At 63.6% G+C, this 16,863-nt stretch carries 18 protein-coding genes; 3 read left to right on the top strand and 15 right to left on the bottom strand.

The annotated features are described in order from the left end of the window. Window positions 1-114: 114 nt before the first annotated feature. Both rplK and rplA read left to right on the top strand, forming a co-directional pair. Window positions 115-546: a 50S ribosomal protein L11 gene (gene rplK, locus LZ016_RS01465; protein WP_241445360.1), complete on the top strand. Its 432-nt coding sequence runs from the start codon at window positions 115-117 to the stop codon at window positions 544-546. A gap of 3 nt (window positions 547-549) precedes the next feature. Then, window positions 550-1,248, top strand: coding sequence for a 50S ribosomal protein L1 (gene rplA, locus LZ016_RS01460; RefSeq protein ID WP_241445357.1), 699 nt, complete (start codon window positions 550-552; stop codon window positions 1,246-1,248). Window positions 1,249-1,260: 12 nt separating this feature from the next. Here the strand turns inward: rplA and LZ016_RS01455 are convergent, their stop codons facing one another. The 15 genes from LZ016_RS01455 to LZ016_RS15615 form a co-directional block, all read right to left on the bottom strand. Continuing rightward, entirely contained in the window at window positions 1,261-1,746 is a 486-nt protein-coding gene (locus tag LZ016_RS01455; RefSeq protein WP_241445356.1) for an A24 family peptidase, read from the bottom strand. Continuing rightward, window positions 1,743-2,564 carry a tetratricopeptide repeat protein gene (locus LZ016_RS01450; protein ID WP_241445355.1) on the bottom strand — a complete coding sequence of 274 codons (822 nt, stop codon included), beginning with the start codon at window positions 2,562-2,564 and terminating at the stop codon, window positions 1,743-1,745. Before LZ016_RS01450 ends, LZ016_RS01455 begins: the two co-directional genes overlap by 4 nt. Continuing rightward, the gene (locus LZ016_RS01445) at window positions 2,561-4,006 is read right to left on the bottom strand and encodes a LytR C-terminal domain-containing protein (protein WP_241445354.1); all 1,446 of its coding nucleotides are present in this window, start codon (window positions 4,004-4,006) and stop codon (window positions 2,561-2,563) included. Before LZ016_RS01445 ends, LZ016_RS01450 begins: the two co-directional genes overlap by 4 nt. 1 nt (window position 4,007) lies before the next feature. Then, window positions 4,008-4,982 carry a type II secretion system F family protein gene (locus LZ016_RS01440; protein WP_241445353.1) on the bottom strand — a complete coding sequence of 325 codons (975 nt, stop codon included), beginning with the start codon at window positions 4,980-4,982 and terminating at the stop codon, window positions 4,008-4,010. 3 nt (window positions 4,983-4,985) lie between these two features. Further along, window positions 4,986-5,987 (bottom strand): type II secretion system F family protein, encoded by a 1,002-nt coding sequence (locus LZ016_RS01435; RefSeq protein ID WP_241445352.1) that lies wholly within the window; start codon window positions 5,985-5,987, stop codon window positions 4,986-4,988. Beyond that, window positions 5,987-7,366: a TadA family conjugal transfer-associated ATPase gene (locus LZ016_RS01430; protein ID WP_241445351.1), complete on the bottom strand. Its 1,380-nt coding sequence runs from the start codon at window positions 7,364-7,366 to the stop codon at window positions 5,987-5,989. The genes LZ016_RS01435 and LZ016_RS01430 overlap by 1 nt, the downstream gene beginning before the upstream one ends. A 3-nt stretch (window positions 7,367-7,369) precedes the next feature. Then, a complete protein-coding gene (locus tag LZ016_RS01425) occupies window positions 7,370-8,581 on the bottom strand; it encodes a CpaE/TadZ family protein (RefSeq protein ID WP_241445350.1) in 1,212 nt (403 codons plus the stop codon). 4 nt (window positions 8,582-8,585) lie between these two features. Further along, window positions 8,586-9,200, bottom strand: coding sequence for a TadE/TadG family type IV pilus assembly protein (locus LZ016_RS01420; protein WP_241445349.1), 615 nt, complete (start codon window positions 9,198-9,200; stop codon window positions 8,586-8,588). Continuing rightward, window positions 9,197-9,733: a TadE/TadG family type IV pilus assembly protein gene (locus LZ016_RS01415; RefSeq protein WP_277622486.1), complete on the bottom strand. Its 537-nt coding sequence runs from the start codon at window positions 9,731-9,733 to the stop codon at window positions 9,197-9,199. The genes LZ016_RS01420 and LZ016_RS01415 overlap by 4 nt, the downstream gene beginning before the upstream one ends. Continuing rightward, window positions 9,730-11,367 (bottom strand): pilus assembly protein TadG-related protein, encoded by a 1,638-nt coding sequence (locus LZ016_RS01410; RefSeq protein ID WP_241445347.1) that lies wholly within the window; start codon window positions 11,365-11,367, stop codon window positions 9,730-9,732. The genes LZ016_RS01415 and LZ016_RS01410 overlap by 4 nt, the downstream gene beginning before the upstream one ends. Before the next feature lie 12 nt (window positions 11,368-11,379). Further along, window positions 11,380-11,664: a hypothetical protein gene (locus LZ016_RS01405; protein ID WP_241445346.1), complete on the bottom strand. Its 285-nt coding sequence runs from the start codon at window positions 11,662-11,664 to the stop codon at window positions 11,380-11,382. Then, window positions 11,654-13,225 (bottom strand): type II and III secretion system protein family protein, encoded by a 1,572-nt coding sequence (locus tag LZ016_RS01400; RefSeq protein WP_241445345.1) that lies wholly within the window; start codon window positions 13,223-13,225, stop codon window positions 11,654-11,656. The genes LZ016_RS01405 and LZ016_RS01400 overlap by 11 nt, the downstream gene beginning before the upstream one ends. Next, the gene (cpaB, locus tag LZ016_RS01395; RefSeq protein ID WP_241445344.1) at window positions 13,215-14,141 is read right to left on the bottom strand and encodes a Flp pilus assembly protein CpaB; all 927 of its coding nucleotides are present in this window, start codon (window positions 14,139-14,141) and stop codon (window positions 13,215-13,217) included. The genes LZ016_RS01400 and cpaB overlap by 11 nt, the downstream gene beginning before the upstream one ends. 131 nt (window positions 14,142-14,272) lie before the next feature. Continuing rightward, a complete protein-coding gene (locus tag LZ016_RS01390; RefSeq protein WP_241445341.1) occupies window positions 14,273-14,455 on the bottom strand; it encodes a Flp family type IVb pilin in 183 nt (60 codons plus the stop codon). A 396-nt stretch (window positions 14,456-14,851) separates the two neighbouring features. Beyond that, window positions 14,852-15,622, bottom strand: a complete 771-nt coding sequence (locus LZ016_RS15615; RefSeq protein ID WP_241445339.1) for a DUF2569 family protein — start codon at window positions 15,620-15,622, stop codon at window positions 14,852-14,854. 137 nt (window positions 15,623-15,759) lie between these two features. Between LZ016_RS15615 and LZ016_RS01380 the strand changes: the two genes are divergently transcribed. Next, window positions 15,760-16,848, top strand: a complete 1,089-nt coding sequence (locus LZ016_RS01380; protein WP_241445337.1) for a glycosyltransferase family 87 protein — start codon at window positions 15,760-15,762, stop codon at window positions 16,846-16,848. Window positions 16,849-16,863 lie beyond the last annotated feature (15 nt).

Below are 16,863 nucleotides of genomic sequence, written 5' to 3'. Positions count from 1 at the left end.
TCCAGCCCAAACTGGATCCCTGCGGGAGATCGCCTCTGGCGATCGTCTGGACCGCTAAACTTGAAACGAGGGCCCAAAGGAGTTTCTCCGGCCGGCCCCCATTGAGAGAGTGAAATGGCGAAGAAAATCACAGGTTACATCAAGCTGCAGGTGCCTGCGGGCACCGCGAACCCGTCGCCGCCGATCGGCCCGGCCCTGGGTCAGCGCGGCGTCAATATCATGGAATTCTGCAAGGCGTTCAACGCCGCCACGCAGGATCTCGAAAAGGGCGCTCCGATTCCGACGGTCATCACCGTCTACGCCGACCGCAGCTTCTCCTTCGCGACGAAGACGCCGCCGGCGAGCTTCCTCCTGAAGAAGGCAGCGAACCTCAAGTCGGGCTCGAAGGAGCCGGGCAAGGTCAGCGCGGGCACGATCAAGCGCTCGAAGCTGTCGGAGATCGCCGAGGTCAAGATGAAGGACCTCAACGCCAACGACATCGAGGCGGCGACGAAGATCATTGAAGGCTCCGCTCGCGCGATGGGCCTCCAGGTTGTGGAGGGCTAACCGATGGCGAAGCTCACGAAGAAGCAGAAGGCCCAGGCCGGCTCGGTCGACCGCGAGAAGTTCTACGCGGTGGACGATGCGCTCTCGCTGGTGAAGCAGAACGCAACCTCGAAGTTCGACGAGACCGTCGAAGTCGCACTCAACCTCGGCGTCGATCCCCGCCACGCGGACCAGATGGTTCGCGGCGTAGTCAACCTGCCGAAGGGCACGGGCAAGACCGTCCGCGTCGCCGTCTTCGCCAAGGGCGCGAAGGCGGAGGAAGCCACGAAAGCGGGTGCGGACGTCGTCGGGGCCGAAGACCTGATGGAAACCATCCAGGGCGGCCAGATCGATTTCGACCGCGTTATCGCGACCCCGGATATGATGGGCGTCGTTGGCCGTCTCGGTAAGGTGCTGGGTCCGAAGGGCCTGATGCCGAACCCGAAGCTCGGAACCGTCACGATGGACGTCACCAAGGCCGTCACCGACGCCAAGTCGGGCCAGGTGGAGTTCCGCGTCGAGAAGGCGGGCATCATCCACGCCGGCATCGGCAAGGCGAGCTTCGCTCAGGAAGACCTCAAGGCGAACTTCGACGCGTTCATGGACGCGATCGTCAAGGCGAAGCCGACGGGCGCCAAGGGCAAGTACGTCAAGAAGGTCGCAATCAGCTCGACCATGGGTCCGGGCGTCAAGATCGACAGCACCGAGATCGCGGGCGTCTAAACCCGCTTCCGATTATCGCTGGAGCGCCATTGCGATGAGTGCTCCGGCGGCAATCGCAACGCCGTAAGGAATGCCGCCGCCGGGTCGAAGCAAGACGACCCGGCGGCGTATTTTTTCGCTCCAGTTCGGCAGGCGCAGCGCCAGGATCAGGAGAGCCAGCAGGCCTCCTGCGAGCACGACCGCCAGGACCATTCGAAACCCGCCGCCCAGGTTGAACCAGAGACCTGCCGCGGCGAACAGTTTCACGTCGCCGCCGCCCAGCTTTCCGGCCGCGAACAAGGGCGTCCCGATCGCCAGCAGGACGGCAAACACGGTCAGGTTCTGCCACAGGCTGAGCTGCGGACCGACGACCACGGCCGCGACGATCGCCGAGACGATCACAAGCAGCACTGTGATGTTCGAGATGCGGAGACGCGCTGCGTCCTCCGCGCCAGCAGCGATCAAGAGGATTGTGAAAACCAGCGCCAGCCATAGCGGCGCTTCGGCGACGAGGTTCACCGAGTGCGATCCACCTGCGCCATGTTGTTTGCCGCCCGGGCGTAATACTGGCTGCGGACTTCGATGGCCTGCGCGAAGGCGGCCACGGCCTTCTTGTTATTGCCCTGCACCTTGGCGATGACCCCCGCGTCGTTGAGACGTGCGGCCCAGTCCGCGTCGCTTTCACCGCGCCGCTTCTGCGGCAGGTCCTCGCTAACCGCGGCGCGGGCCAACTCAAGGTTGTCCGCGATCCGCTGCGACCGTGGATCGAGAGCGGCCGCGCGCTCCAGCGCCTGAACCGCCTCAGCCCAACGGCCGCGGATCAGCATGGACCAGCCCATGTTGTTGAAGACCTCTGCCCTGTTGGGAGCGAGCGTGGCCGCGCGCTCGTAGGATTCGTCGGCCACCACCCAGTCGCTGCGATAATCCGCGATGGCGCCGCGAGTGCTCCAGGCGCGCCACGAGGCAGTCGGGAAATTCACCGCCTTGTCGAGCAGCTTGGTTGCCTGCGCTACGTCGCCGGACTTGGCAGCAGCTATCCCCGCGCGCTCGTACAGCCGCCCATCGGTCTGATCGGTGACGATCAGCTGCAAATATTGCGGCAGCGCTGCCTTGTACTCGCCGGAAGCGAAAGCGAGATCGGCCAAAAGGCGGTCGAGCTCAGGTCCCCTCGCCCCTGCCTTCACCGCATTCGCGATCATCAGGCGTGCCTGTTCCACCCGTCCCGCCTCGAGGGCGTGCGCCGCTTCGCTGAGAGGCTGAACGACGGGTGCGGGTTCTGGCGGCGGAGCATGCGGCTTTCCGCCCGCCAAAGCGACCGCGAGGAGAAGTGCGATCATCCGCGTCGGCGAAGCGCAGGATGCCGGGCAGCGTCGCTACCTAGCAACACGGTCACCTGGGTCACGGATGCTCGCTGCGTCGCGAAGCCGAACTGCGCCCGCAAGCGCTGGGCAAGCCACTGCTTGTCCGCCGGATAGAGAATGACGCTGGCCTGACGTGTCGCAGTCGCATCGCCGATGCCCATTCCGCGCCAGCCGCGAGCAGCAAGCCATGCACGGGTCCGCGCCGCGAGACGGTCGACGCGCGCAGCATTCAGCAGCCGGACCTTCGTCGGTAGCGTCGAAGCTTCACGAAGCGGCACGTAACGCACCGCCGTGCTCTGCGCCGTTCGTTCAAGCGTGGTCGCTCGCCACACGGGCTTCGAAGCGGTGATCAGGGCGATCTCGCCCATCGACAGCCGCTCAAGCCGAGGCTCGTGGTTCTCCGCGAACGTCGGGCGCGGCACCGGCCGGGCATAGGCTTTCAGCTGCTCCGGGAGCGCCACGTATTGCGGAACCGGGGTCGGCTCAGGCGCCTGAGGAGGTGTTATCGGCGCCTCTTCCTGAGCCGGGCCAGGTGCTCTGGCGGCGGCCGGCACGACCGGCGGGGATTCGACGCGGCGCGCGGGCGGCAGCTTGATCGTGACCGATGGACCGAGAGCCGCTGACTTGATCACCGGCGCTGGCGCGGGCGTCGAAGCGGGCTCTTCCTCGATCCTGACGGACTGCTCGACGGGCGCGTTCACGGGTACCGCCGCGGGAACGTCGGCCGCGGCGAGGCGCACCGGCTCCGCCTCCAGTTCAGGGCGCGGAATGTCGGCGACCGTAGGTTCGGGCAGGTCCTGCACGACCTTGATGTTCGACGCGACCAAGGCAGCAGGCAGGTTCGGCGCCGTCGACACCGGTCCTGCAGTGAATCTTGCGATTTCCGGCGCTGCAGCTGGCCCCGCAGGACGCAACGCGAGTTCCGATGCGGCGGTTGCCGGAGCCGGCGCAAGCTTCTCGACGAGCTTTGGCGCGGCGACCGCGAGGGCCGGGGCGGTATTAGTCCGGGCCGCCATCTCCTGGCGGACCTTCCCGGCCTGATCGGTAAGGCCCTGCGCCTGTAGCGAATTGGCGAGCAACGCGAGCAGCTCGGTGTTAGCGGGCTCGAGAGCCAGAGCGGCCTCATAGTAGCGGCGGGAAACATCGAACCGCCCCATCTGGTCATAGCAGACGGCCATGCCGGCGAGCGCTTCGATATTGTTCGGATCGTCGCGGTTCGCCTTGCGGAAGGATTCCAGCGCAAGAGCCGTGTTGCCCAGCCTCAGCTCCGCCTGTCCTTGGGCGACCCTGACGGACAGAGGCTTCGGCTGGCTTCCCAGTGGAGTTGGAAGCGATCGGACCTGAAGCTTGCCGTCAGATCCGCAGGCAGCGACCGCAAAGATCGCCGTAGAAACCAGGACTTTGCCCCCCCGTTTCATTCTATCCTCCCGACATTGCAGGCAGCATGTTGCGCATCACGCGAATGACGGCCGGAAGCATCAGAACTCCGATCATCACCGGCAACATGCACCCGACGAGCGGCACCGACAGTAGAACCGGCAACCGGTGTGCTTTTTCTTCCGCGCGCATCCTGCGTCGTTCACGCATTTCTGCCGCGTAGACGCGCAAGGTCTGCGCGATCGACGAACCAAGCTTCGACGATTGGATAAGGAGCGTGGCGAACGCGCGGATCTCTTCCGCACCCGCACGGTCCGCCATCCGACGAAGTGCGTCCTCGTGGCTGCGGCCCGCGCGGAGTTCGAGGACCACTGCGCCGAATTGCTCGGCAAGCCGCGGATGTGAATCCGTCATCTCCATGCCGACGCGTGCGAAAGCTGCGTCCATGCCAAGGCCGGCCTCGACGCAAACGAGCATCAGGTCGAGAGCGTCCGGAAAACCATTGATGATCTCCCGCTGGCGCCGATCAGCCTTGGCCGCGATGAAAACAGCCGGCAGGTACAATCCCGCGGCAGCTGCGATTACCACGATCAAATATATCTTGAACACGCTTGGGACGGTGCCCGTCCACCACATCAGCCCGAACAACGACAGCGGCAATCCAAAGATCAAGACCAACCGAATGAGCGTGTAAAGGCGTGGCGCGTAAGGGGCGGTATAGCCGGCGGCCACGAGCTTCTTGCGCAGGGAATCATCTCGTGTGTCGACAAGCGATAAGCCCGCCTTCTCGATGCCATTGACGAGCTTCAACCAAGCGCTCTCAGCCTGCTGCGACCGCAGCGACGCGCCAACCATGGCGTGTCCGGGTGTGTCGAGGCCATCAACCAGCCTGCGCCGCGACATCTGTCTTGCTGCAAAGGCTGAGATTGCGAAGTAAGCGCAAACCGCGACCAGCGCGAAAAGGGCCAGCAGGATGCCGAACCTCAGCAGCGGATAATCGGTAACAAGCTGCTGCATCGATTACACCTTTAGATCGACCATCTTCCGGATCGCGTACAAGCCGATCACGTACATGACGATGAGAATGACAAAGCCGGGAACGAATGCTCGATCATCGGCGACGTCCAGGTAGAAGCCCGGATTCATGATGAAGAGGAAGCTGAACGCAAATACGGGCAGGATGGTCAGCATGATTGCTGTCATTCGCCCCTCGCTGGAGAGCGCACGCACCTTCAGCATCATCGAGTGCCGCTCGCGAATGACCGTCGAAAGGTTATCGAGGATTTCCGCGAGATTGCCGCCCGTCTCGCTCTGCACCGACAGCGACACGACGAACATGCGCATGTCGTCGAGGTCCCAACGGTCCGCCATCGCTTGAAGCGCATCGCGCAACTCCGCGCCATAAGTAACTTCGTCGACGACGACGCCGAACTGACTGCCAATGGGGTCTGCCATCTCGACGGTGAGGAGATCGAGCGCCGCCGCAATAGGATGCCCTGCCCTGAGCCCGCGAACAAAGACGTCCAGCGCGACCGGAAACTGCTCCTCCATCTTCTTGCGAGTTTTGGTCGCCTTGTACTGGAAATACATCAGCGGGATGAATGCGCCGACCGCGACCGCGAACGTGCCGATCATGACCAGCCGGCCCAGGGCCACGGGAATGTCGGCCAGGATCATGACCAGGATGATGGCGAAGAAGATTGCCACCGGCGCGAGGAGGACAATCAGCATCAGCCGCCCAGTCGGAATCGTGACCTGAGCGGCGATGAGCGTCTTCTCGAGCTTTTCGGCGATGGCACGAACGCCCGGCGGCAAGTTGGACGGAATGCTGCTCTCGCGGCGGCGAAGCAGGCTCATCGTCCTCTCGCGGTCCCGTCCTTCGGCGATCATTTTCAGGCGAAGGTTGATGGCCCTCCCCGATTTGCGGGTGCTGGCGAGGCCGTTGGCGAGCAGTTCGACCAGCAGCAGCACCGCGCCGAAGGTGCAGCCAAGGATGAGCGCTTTGAGCCAGGTCTCGTTCACTATTCGATCTTCGCGTCCGGACGGAACAGGTCGGCGGACAAGGTCACGCCGTGCGCCATCACTTGTTCGATGAATTTCGGCCGAATGCCCGTCGCTTCGAATTTGCCGAGGACCTGGCCTTCCGGCGACACGCCGGTTTGGCGGAAACGGAAGATCTCCTGCATCGTCACGACATCGCCTTCCATGCCCGTCAGCTCGGACAGGCTGAGCAGCTTGCGGCGACCGTCAGCTAGGCGGCCGACCTGGATAACCACGTTGATCGCCGAGGCGATCTGAGCGCGCGAGGAGCGCACGGGAATGTCGATGCCGCTCATGCCGATCATCTGCTCCAGACGGGACAAGGCATCGCGCGGCGTGTTGGCATGGACGGTGGTCATCGATCCGTCGTGCCCGGTGTTCATCGCCTGAAGCATGTCGAATGCCTCACCGGCGCGAACCTCGCCGACGATGATCCGGTCAGGGCGCATACGCAGAGCGTTCTTCACCAAGTCACGCTGCGTGATCTCGCCCTTGCCTTCGATGTTCCGGGGACGGGTCTCGAGACGCACGACGTGCTCCTGCTGGAGCTGAAGTTCGGCGGAGTCTTCGATCGTCACGATACGCTCACGACCGTCTATGAACGCCGACATGGCGTTCAGCATTGTCGTTTTACCCGAACCGGTACCGCCGGAGATGAGCACGTTGCGACGCGCTTTCACTACCGCCCTCAGCACCTCGGAGACTTGGCTCGGAACGCTGCCGATTTCGATCAGGCGGTCCATGCTGATCGGCACGCGGGCGAACTTACGAATGGACATGGACGCGCCGTCGATGGCGAGCGGCGCGACGATCGCATTCACGCGGCTGCCGTCGGCAAGGCGGGCGTCGACCATCGGCGAAGACTCGTCGATGCGGCGTCCGACTGCGGAGACGATCTTCTGGATGATCCGGAACAGGTGCTTCTCGTCCTTGAAGCGGACGTTCGTATGCTCGAGCACGCCGTAACGCTCGACGAAGACCTGCGAATATCCGTTGATCAGGATGTCGGTGATCGTTGGGTCTTTGAGCAGCGGCTCGATCGGCCCGAGGCCGAGAAGCTCGTCGAGGACGTCGCTGACCAGCGCCTTGCGCTCGTTGTTGTTGAGCGCATGGTTTTGCTTGGACAATTGTTCGTAGACGATATCGCCGACTTCGGCCTCGATCTGCGCGCGCGACATCTGGTCGAGCGCCTGCAAGTTTATGAGGTCCAGGAGCCGCTGGTGCAGCTCGACCTTGAGGTCGGTGTGCGTGTCGCGATTGGCGAAGGCGCCGGCGTCTCCGACGGTGACGAGCCGAAGCTCTTCGGCTGTCTTCGGGGCTTCCGCGGAAACGCTTTTTGCCGACTTTCGTACCTGGAACATGTCCTAGCGCTCCCGGCCCAGTGCGGCGGCGATGCCGGACTCGAGCATGTCTATGTCTTTGCCGATCGCGCTCTTGCGTTTGATCTCCGCGAGCGGGACGCCGCGCTCGGTTGCCGGATGCATCACCTGCGGCTCGTTCGCGATCGTATAGGAAACCTCGCGGCCGAGTGCCCTTTGCACGTCGCCGGCCTTCACCGTCTTCATGAGGCCTTTCTCGAACCGGTTCACGACGACGCGGAGGTCGACGCTGCTGAGTTCCTGCTCGCGCAGCAGGTCGAGCTGCCGGCGCGCACGATGCAGGCCCCCAACGCTGAGTTCCGTCAGCAGTAGGACGAGGTCCGCCTGGGCCAGCAGCGAGAGCGACCAGTTCGTCCAGTTGGACGGCAGGTCAAGGAACACCGTCCCGAACTCGTTCTTCGCGAGCTCGATGATCTCGATGGCCTGCTCGCTGGAGATCGCATCCAGCGGCATCATCGAATTGGGAGCCGCGACGACCTTGAGACGGCTGGGATGCTCCGTCATCGTCGAACGCAGCAGATCGCCGTCGAGGCGCTCGCCAGCTTCGACCAGGTCGAAGATGGTCAGGTTCGGGCTCAGGCCGAGCTGGAACGCGGCGTTGCCGAACTGGAGGTCGAGATCGAACAGGCAAACCTCGCGGCCGGCCCTTGCTTCGTTCTCGGCTGCGCGAATCGCGAGCTGCGTCAGGAGGGCGGTCGCACCGATGCCGCCGACGCTCTTGATCGCGCAGATGAGCTTGCCGTTGGCCGAGTGCGCGGCCGAATTCCGGCGCATGATCTCGTCACGGATCGGGAGAAGCGAAGTCTCCAGATCGGCAATGTCGAGCGGCAGCGGCACCACGTCGTGGGCACCGGCCCGCACCAGCGCACGAACCAACGCCAGCGGAGGATCGTAAGCGGCTGCGACCAGGGGCGTGCGGGTCGAGGCTGCGAGCTTTTCAAACCGCTTGAGCGACCCTGGCCGGCTCGGATCGACTTCGACGACGGCCGCGGAGGCCGTGGCGAGCATTTCCGGATCGATCGCGTCCTCGATCGCGGCGATGTTGAGGCTGACGGGGAAACCCGCGACGCGAGCGCCCATCAGGTCTGCGGCATCACCCGAGGCTCCGCTGAGGAACAGCTCGAGCGCGGATTCACGCTTGTGCGCTCTCCAGGTTCCCGCGGTCTCGTTAGGGTTGATCACAGACATCTTTTCCATTGCCTCAATTCGATTGAGCCCCGGTGCCGTCCTCGAACGTCAGCGACGCATGGAAGTCGGGCATGTTCATCGTGGGGACGGCCAAGGCGATCATCGGTCGAAACTGAAGACCCGACAACCGAACGGTGATGAGCGGTGCCAGATCGGGACCATTGGGATTACCCGCATAGCCAATCCCGGAAGATGAATATTCGATTGTGACGTTCGACTGCTGAGCCTCCGGCAGGAATGCATGTACCCGATTGTAAACAGTCAGGAAATCAGCGTTACTGAACGTGCCGAGAGTCGGACAGGGGCTCGTCGTGCAGGTACAAGCCGTGTTGGTGCAAGTGATCTTGCCGAAGGCCGATGCCGGGATCGAATCGCCTTGGGTCAGGCCGCCAACGCCGAGATAGGAAGAATTAACGCCCGTCGCCAAGTTGCTGCCGCCAGCGACAGGATAGGTGACGGCTGCCATCCGGACGCCCATCTGCGTCGCCTTGTCGGCACGGTTGTACAGATACATCCAGCGGCCGACGTCGATGATCCCGAACAGCAGAAGGATCAGCAGCGGAACAAGAAGCGCGAATTCCGCGCCAGCGGCTCCGCCGCGCTCGCTAAGGAGGCGGAGCTTGCTCATGCCCCGGTTACCGCAGCTTGAGACGATGCGTTCAGCGGAACGCCAACGCCCCTGAAGCCGAAGCTTGCAAGGATCGGGCGATAAGTCAGTTGGGCGGTGACCGTCACGACCTGCGCGCAGCCACCCGCCGAACTTCCATTGCACGTGGCCCCAAACCTGCTGCGGTAGATGCCCAGCATGTTCTGGCCGCCCGCTGCAGAAACGCAGCTGACGGCGAGATTGACGTCGGTCGCCACGATGCCCGGCGTCATCCGTGTCCCGCCGGAAAGATAACCGTTCACGACAACATTCCGCGTATCTGCGACCACCGTGCCGCCGGGCGCGCCGCTGCATCCGGTGTAATTGGTAAAGCTCTGGCGAGCTGCATAGCGCGCCCCGTCTCGAACCGCCTTTACGAGCGTGTGCTCGTTCATGAAGTAATTCCCGACCTCGGCCGAGCCCATCATGATGATGAGGAGCAACGGCATCACGAGAGCCATCTCGGCGGCTGCATTCCCGCTCCGGTTCCTGAGGAGGCGCGACGCGTGTATCATCGGATCAGATACGGGACATCGCGCTTGATCACCTGACCGGCGACCTGCCCATTCCCGCCCGATTGGGTTTCCCCGATGATCTCTACGTACATGTCGCCATTGTTCGTGCGCTCGCGGTTGAGCGAGGGCTCGACGAGGAACACGTCGATCCACTTCACGACCTGGACGTTCGTGGAATTGCCGTGCACGTTCTCCGCAACGCAATTCACAACGGCGACCGAGATACGCCGGCGGTCGGGAGTCGTGCTGTTCGGAACTTGGCCGGTGCCGCATTGCGGTGAGCCATAGGACGTCAGCGCACCGCCCCCACTGCCGCTGGCGATTCTCGATCCCAGGACCGAGACGCCGTCCACCGTCGTCCCGCGGTTCGCCATTTCCCAGGAGTATACCTGGTAGCGGGTAGCATTCGCAGGGAGCCCAGTATTGAACTGCCAGGTTCCTGCCCCCGTGCCTCCGGACCAGTAAGGCGTCACGCCGGCGCGCTTGTAGTTGACCCGGAAGTAAGCGTCGCGGTCCCACGCGCCATCACCCATCCGTCCGCCTGAGCAGACACCGTTGTTGCTGACGGCATGGCACTCATCGCGGGGATAACCCATCGCATCTGGAGTGTTGGCTACCGTCAGCGCTCCTGGCGTCGAATTTGCCACTGGGAGATTCCCTGAGCCGTAGTAATTGCTGGAAAGCTGCCAGCCCTGATTGTGCAGCTTACAAGCGTTCCCACCGTTTGCGTTGCCGGGACGGACAACGTCCTTCACGCTGTTGATCGACGGCGAGCAAGTGCCGCCGGTCGGGCAGGAAACATTGCTGTCAAAGATGTCGAAGCGCGTATTGATGGAGTCGGTGACAGCGACGTTCGCGCCAGGCTTCGTGTCCACGCCGGTCGTCTCTATGCAGTCACCCGGAGGCGTGTTCCAGCCGAGCGCTTCGCGCAGACCGGGCACTCCACTCGATCCGCCACCGGTGTCGAGATAGCCGAAGTTGCCTGGGGCCCACGTACCGCTACCGCCACCGACCGCCGTCAGCCGCAAGCCATCGCCAACATAAGCGGCCGGATTAAAGGTAATGTTTCCGCCCGTTTCGTCCGGGTTGCAAATCATGACGGGCGGCATCTTGCAGATCGCCGATCCAAGGCTGGCGATCGCCTGTGCGCCGATGTTGCCGGACCGCAAGGCGCCGACGATCGGAGTCAGTGCATAGAACGCCTCACGAGGATTTACGGAGACGAGAACCACCTTGGCACCCGCATCGGTGGTGGCCGCCGTCCCCGGCACATCGGTAACCTGGTCGTAGCTCTGGTAGAACTGGATGCTTCCCGTGCCGTCGCAGGCGCTCTCGTTGGCCACCACAACCGGCCGTGCCCCGGTCGCTTCGTTCGCGAACAATGTCCGGTTGGTCAGCAGGCTCGCGGCCGCCGCTGCGGCGCGTGCGCATGCGCCGGCCTGTCCGTCGAGTTGGCTTGCAGCGGCGAGCGCGGCCTGGTCGGCCGCGTTCTGGAGCTCCGTGTCCATTGAGGCGACGCGGGCGTAATCGAAGGCAATGCCGCCCGCCGCGATCAATGCGACGAGCGACAGCGCAACCGTTGGTGCTACGCTTCCCTTGTCATCGAGAAGCAGCCTTCCGAGAAAGCCTGCCATCGTCCCCTATCCTCACTTAGGGCCGCCGCCACTGGACCCGCTAGTCGTCTCCATCGTTTCGATCGCCTTCACGGTATCGGTGCGATAGCGCTTCACCGCATGCGCACCGACGTCGCCGTTGTCGCCCGGCTGCGCGGAGTCGGCGGCGTAAACCGGGTCCGGATTAATCGTCTGGACCGCGTTGTTGTACTTGTTCGCCTCGCCGAAGCTCGGATCGTAGGACTGGGTTACCGGGTCGACGGCGCAGCCCGCGACGAGCACAGCCACTGGCGCGACCCAAATCAGCCTAGAGAACATGGCCATACTCCTTCTCGAAACCGACGGGCTTGCGCTGTGCGGATCCGCCCGGCGCAGCCGCCGGCGGAGGAGGAGGCGGAGGCCGATGTGCGTTTATCGGACCGGTCTCCTGGATCGGCGCGACGCCGGTGTCGGTACGACCGAGAAGGAACAGATCCGCCTCGTTCGGCTGCTGCACACGATCGGTCGGGGCTTTCACACCACCCGCGCGAACCGGACGAACCAGCCGCGGCGTGACGATCATCACCAGCTCCGTCTCTTCGCGCTGGAAGCCCGTCGAGCGGAACAGCGATCCGATGATCGGCAGCGAACCGAGGATCGGGAACTGACGCACCGTATCCTGGAAGTCGTTGCGGATCAGGCCGGCAAGGGCGAAGCTTTCGCCATCGCGCAGCTCAACCGTCGTCTTCGCGCGCCGGGTCTGCACGCCGGGGATCGTGAGGTTGTTGATCACGATGGAGGCGCTCGGGTCGATCGAGCTGACTTCCGGAGCAACCACCAGGTTGATCACGCCGTCGGCAAGAACGGTCGGAGTGAAGGCCAGGCTGACGCCGAACGGCTTCCATTCGACGGTAAAGGCATTGGTGCCTCCGCCGCCTGCTGCGCCGCCGCCGCCTGCGTTCTGCACGACGGGGACCGGGAACTCGCCGCCGGCAAGGAAGCTGGCAGTTTCGCCAGAAAGCGCGACCAAGGTCGGCTCGGCGAGCGTGTTCACGGCGCCCTTCCGCTCGAGGGCGTCGAGCGTGGCGTCGATGTCGAGGCCCAGGATGTGGAACGTGCGGCCGAGGATGCCGAAGCTGTCCACGATCGAACCAAGGCGGAGCACCGGAGCACCCTGCGACGTGTTCTGCGTAATGACACCAGTCACGGGGTCAGTGACGGTCGTCGTCGTGACGCCGCCCGGCGTTAGGCTTGCGCCGCCGCCGATCACGCCCTGGAAGTTGTTGTTGCCGCTACCGCTAAGGAAGCCGCCGACGCCCAATTGCTTGAGTGCCGAACGCTTGATCTCGGAGAACCGCACCTCGAGCATCACCTGCTGGGCAGATCCCAGCGAGAGCATGTTGACGACCTTGCCGGGAGCATAGGTCTCGGCAATCTGGACGGCGCGGTCGGCCGCGACGGCATCGGGCACGACACCTTCAAGCACGATCGAGTCGTTGGAAATCCGCGCGCCCACGCCCTCTGCGGGCATGAGTTCGGAGAGCTGGCGACGAAGCGAGATGACGTCGGGACCCACGACCACGTCCACGACGGCGATCAGCATGTTGCTGCGATCGTAGAGCGTAAGGCTCGTCGTCCCCATCTTCTTGCCGAGAACGTAGAGCGACTGGTCAGTCAGCGGCAGGACGTCCGCAACCTCCGGGTTGCCGATCAACGCCTTAGCATAAGGCCTGTCAGACCGAATGACCTGGCTCTTGTTGACCGGAACAGCAACTTCGCCGGCGTGAACACCTTCGGCGACACTGATTGCACTCGCCTGCGCGCCGGCCGGCGCCGCAGCGCAAACAGCGGCCAGGGCCGTCGCTACGAGCGCGACCCTTCCCCAACGATCACGAGCCATATCCCCCCACCTCATAGTTGCTGCCCTGAGTCCCCCGGACGACTTCAACACTATTGCTGATCGGCCGCGGCTGGGCAGGAGCTGCGACTGGCGCTGGACGCCGCACGATGGCGCGGCGCGGAGCAGTTGTAACAGAGACACGCGGCGCGGGCTCCGTCTGCGCGGCCGGCGTGACGCGCGCACCGCTGTAATAGGAATAGCGCAGGTCGTTCATGCTGACCGTCGCAACGCGGCCGCTGTCCTGTTCCTGGCCAGGCTTGCGGAGCACGAGGCTGAGCGCGCCGACCTGCTGGGCGAGCGCGAGCTTCTGTGCGTCCGTCGGCGACACTTCCAGCGTCGCCGTCTTGGCGAGCACCGGCTGACCGTTCGCACCCTGTGCGTTCTGGTCAATCGCGATCACGCGAATGTTCTGAAGCAGAACGTCGGTCGCCTGCGTACTGCCGTTGGCGCTCTGGTTGCGTGTGATGAGGACGTCCACAGAGTCGCTCGGCTGGATGAAGCCGGCGACGCCCGAGACGTCGTTGATCCGGACCGCGGCTGCCCGCATACCGTCCGGCAACAGATAGGCGATCGACGGGCCAAGGCCTTCACCGGCGAGCTTGGTCGCCAGGATCGGCTCGTTGACCGTCATCGGACGCAGGACGACCCGTCGTTTTCCTTCGGGCGCGAGCTGCGCGTAATTGTTGAAGCTTCCGGCCGGGATGCTGGTCGACGGATAGTCGACAAACTTCACCTTATCCGGAGAGATATCGACGCCGTAATCGAGCGGGACCGCAGCGACCGCCACCTTGACCATGTTGGCCGTGGCTTGCTGAGCCTTACGTTCGTTGGCGCTCAAGAAGATGTTGGCGAGATAGACGGCCAGCAGGCCCAGAACCAGGGCGACTGCGAGTGCAATTACCGTTTGACGTCTCATGTCCCAAGGCCCCCACGACCGTCAGTCTAACTCAAATCGGACACTCTGCTAAGCGGGCGTTTCAAGGTCCATCGGGGACCACCCGCAAGCAAGGCGATAGGGCCGACCTTAGCCGGCCCTATCGACAAGATTTAGCTGCAGGTGCTGCCGTTGCTGCTGATGCAGGTGCTTGCTTCGTTGAGGGCCGTCGAAATCGTGCCACCCAGGAAAATAGCCGCCAGTGCAATCGCAGAACCGACGATCGCGAGAATGAGCGCGTATTCGGCAGCCGAAGCGCCGGACTCGTCCCGCAGCATGTTGATAAAGGTCTTCATTGATCTGTTCCTTCCCTCGTTCCCGTGCACTGCACGGACGCACCGGGCGACAGGTGAGGAAGGTGGCGAAAGCCATTTTTCGACTGTGTAGCGGCGAACACGCAACCGCTTACCCAACACCGTCGAACTGCCCCCCAAGGCCGCTCGGATGCACAAGGGCTGCGCCTGAGTTAACACCTTGTCAAGCATAGGGATTTAATTGTTGTTAAGCCGAAGTTAACGTTGAAATCTCCTAAGACACTGAGTTGGCTTCGTTTTCTTTTCCAACGCGATCAAGGACGAAACCGATTTCTGTCCCGAATCAGGACGAAAATGTCGCCCCGACAGCACAGGAAGACCCGGCTGCTAACCACAACATTTTACGTCTGTTTTTGCTACCCGAACGACTCGGGCGGGTCAGGCAGGTACGCGGTGCCGATAAGTCACGTTCACCCGCCGCGAGAGCAGCAGGTACGGCAGCCATAGCGCGGCGCTAATCAGCACCTTCTTCACATTGCCTTCCAGCAAGGCGTGAAGCGCTCCAGCCACCTTCGTCGGCAGGCCCGGCGTGCCGGCGACGATCTCGGCGGTCACGATCTGCATGGCGAGATCGCTGATCCAGATCGCGGCCAGCAACCGCGGGAATAGCGGAACCCGACGAAGAGCCGCCACGAAAGCGACAGTGTAGAGGCTGGTGAAGACGACCACGTCCATGGTCATCAGAAGGTTCAGGGTCGACAGCCAGGCGGGGACCTTGCCCGTGAGCGCGGGCATTGCCGCTAGATATTCAGCGGCGCGGACCGGCACGTTGATCAGCATGCCGATGAGCAGCGAAACCATGATGCCGTTCGCACCGTAGAGCGGATGCTGCCTCGCCGCGTTCAGCTCGAGGTTATTCCAGCGGCCGATGCGGGCGAGACGTGTAGCCGGCTGCGGCAACCTGTCACCTTCCGCGAACCAGCGGAGCGCAAGGACCATCGACGCGAAAGGCGCGACGATCAGAAGCAGGTAAGGACCGATCGTGCCGGCATCCAGCGGACCCCGGATGGGGCTCGTGGCGATACGCGCGGCACAGGCGAGGCCCGCAAGAAGCAGCCAGCCCTGCATGATGCGATCGAGGCGGCCCTCGAGCGATAGTAGGATGCTTGCCGCCCGTGCGCGCAGGCGGCCCTCATAGATCCGGAGCACTCGGTCTGCCTCTAGCCTAAGCATGTGCTCCGGCTACACCGGTGCACCTTTCGACTAGGTAAATAAGCGGAAACTCTTTTGTTCCCATGCTTCCCTAGCGGCGCGGCGGCTGGCACACAGGTGCGGGGGCTGCTCACATGCTGCAATCCAGACGCTTGTATCAGGCGATCGGAATCGTCGGGGCAACGCTTTGCCTTACCGTGACCCTGATCCTGCTCATGCCGCGACTGTTGCTGTGGAGCGTGCTTCCCGATTTCACCGTATTCTGGACGGCGGCGCGAATGGCGCTCGACGACGCGCCCAAGGTCTACGACACGATCGCGCTGACGGGTCAGCAGGCTTGGGCCGTCGATCCGTCGCGCGGGCCTCGACCGTTCCCCTACCCGCCAACGACGCTCCTCTTCCTGATCCCGTTCGGACTGCTGCCGTTCTGGGCGGCCTATTGGTCATGGCTCGCGGTAAGCGCGTTAGCGTTCTGGAGCGCGGTCAGGCGAGTGGCGACGGGCTGGGCCGCACCCCTGGCGCTTTGCACGCCGCACGTGATCCTAGTCCTCATCCTGGGCCAGACCACGCTGATCGTCGCATCGCTCATGATCTGGTGCCTTAGCCTCGTCGAAAAGCGCCCGCGGCTTGCCGGGGCACTCGCCGGCATTGCAGCCGCACTCAAGCCGCAGAGCGTGCTCTTGGTTCCCGTCGCGCTTGTATCCGGCCGTCACTGGACTGCGCTCGGCTTCTTTCTTGGCAGCCTGTCCGCCGTTGTCATTGCCAGCTTTGTCCTCGGCCCGAGCGCCTGGGGCGAATGGGTCGCGGCGTTGGGTAGATTTCGCGACGCGATCGAATGGCATGGGCTGTATAGGCTCGGAGCGACGCCTTCGATGGCCGGGCACGTCCTTGGGATGGCTCCGACGGCAATCGTCGCTCTCCAGTTTGCCGGAGTCATCGCAAGCACCGGCGCCGTCTGGCTCGCGTTCAAGACCGACGACCTGAAGCTTCGCCTCTCTGCTGTTGTGATCGGCAGCCTTCTCGCCTCGCCCTACGGCATGCGTTACGACCTCGCGACGCTGGCTCCGGTGCTGACGATGGGTCTGCTGAGCGGCACGTTGCAGGGCCTTCTGATTGCCGCGCCCCTTTTTGCTCTCAACAGCCTTTCCATCCTTCCGGCCTTGATGGTCAGTCTCATCGCAAGCCTAGATCAGCAGCACCGCCGGGCGCGTGAGCCGCGATGAAATTGGCGGTATCCA

The sequence above is a fragment of the Sphingomonas telluris genome (genome assembly GCF_022568775.1).
GTDB lineage: Bacteria > Pseudomonadota > Alphaproteobacteria > Sphingomonadales > Sphingomonadaceae > Sphingomicrobium > Sphingomicrobium telluris.
Note: the sequence above shows the minus strand (reverse complement) of the source record. Positions and strands in the feature narration are given on the sequence as shown.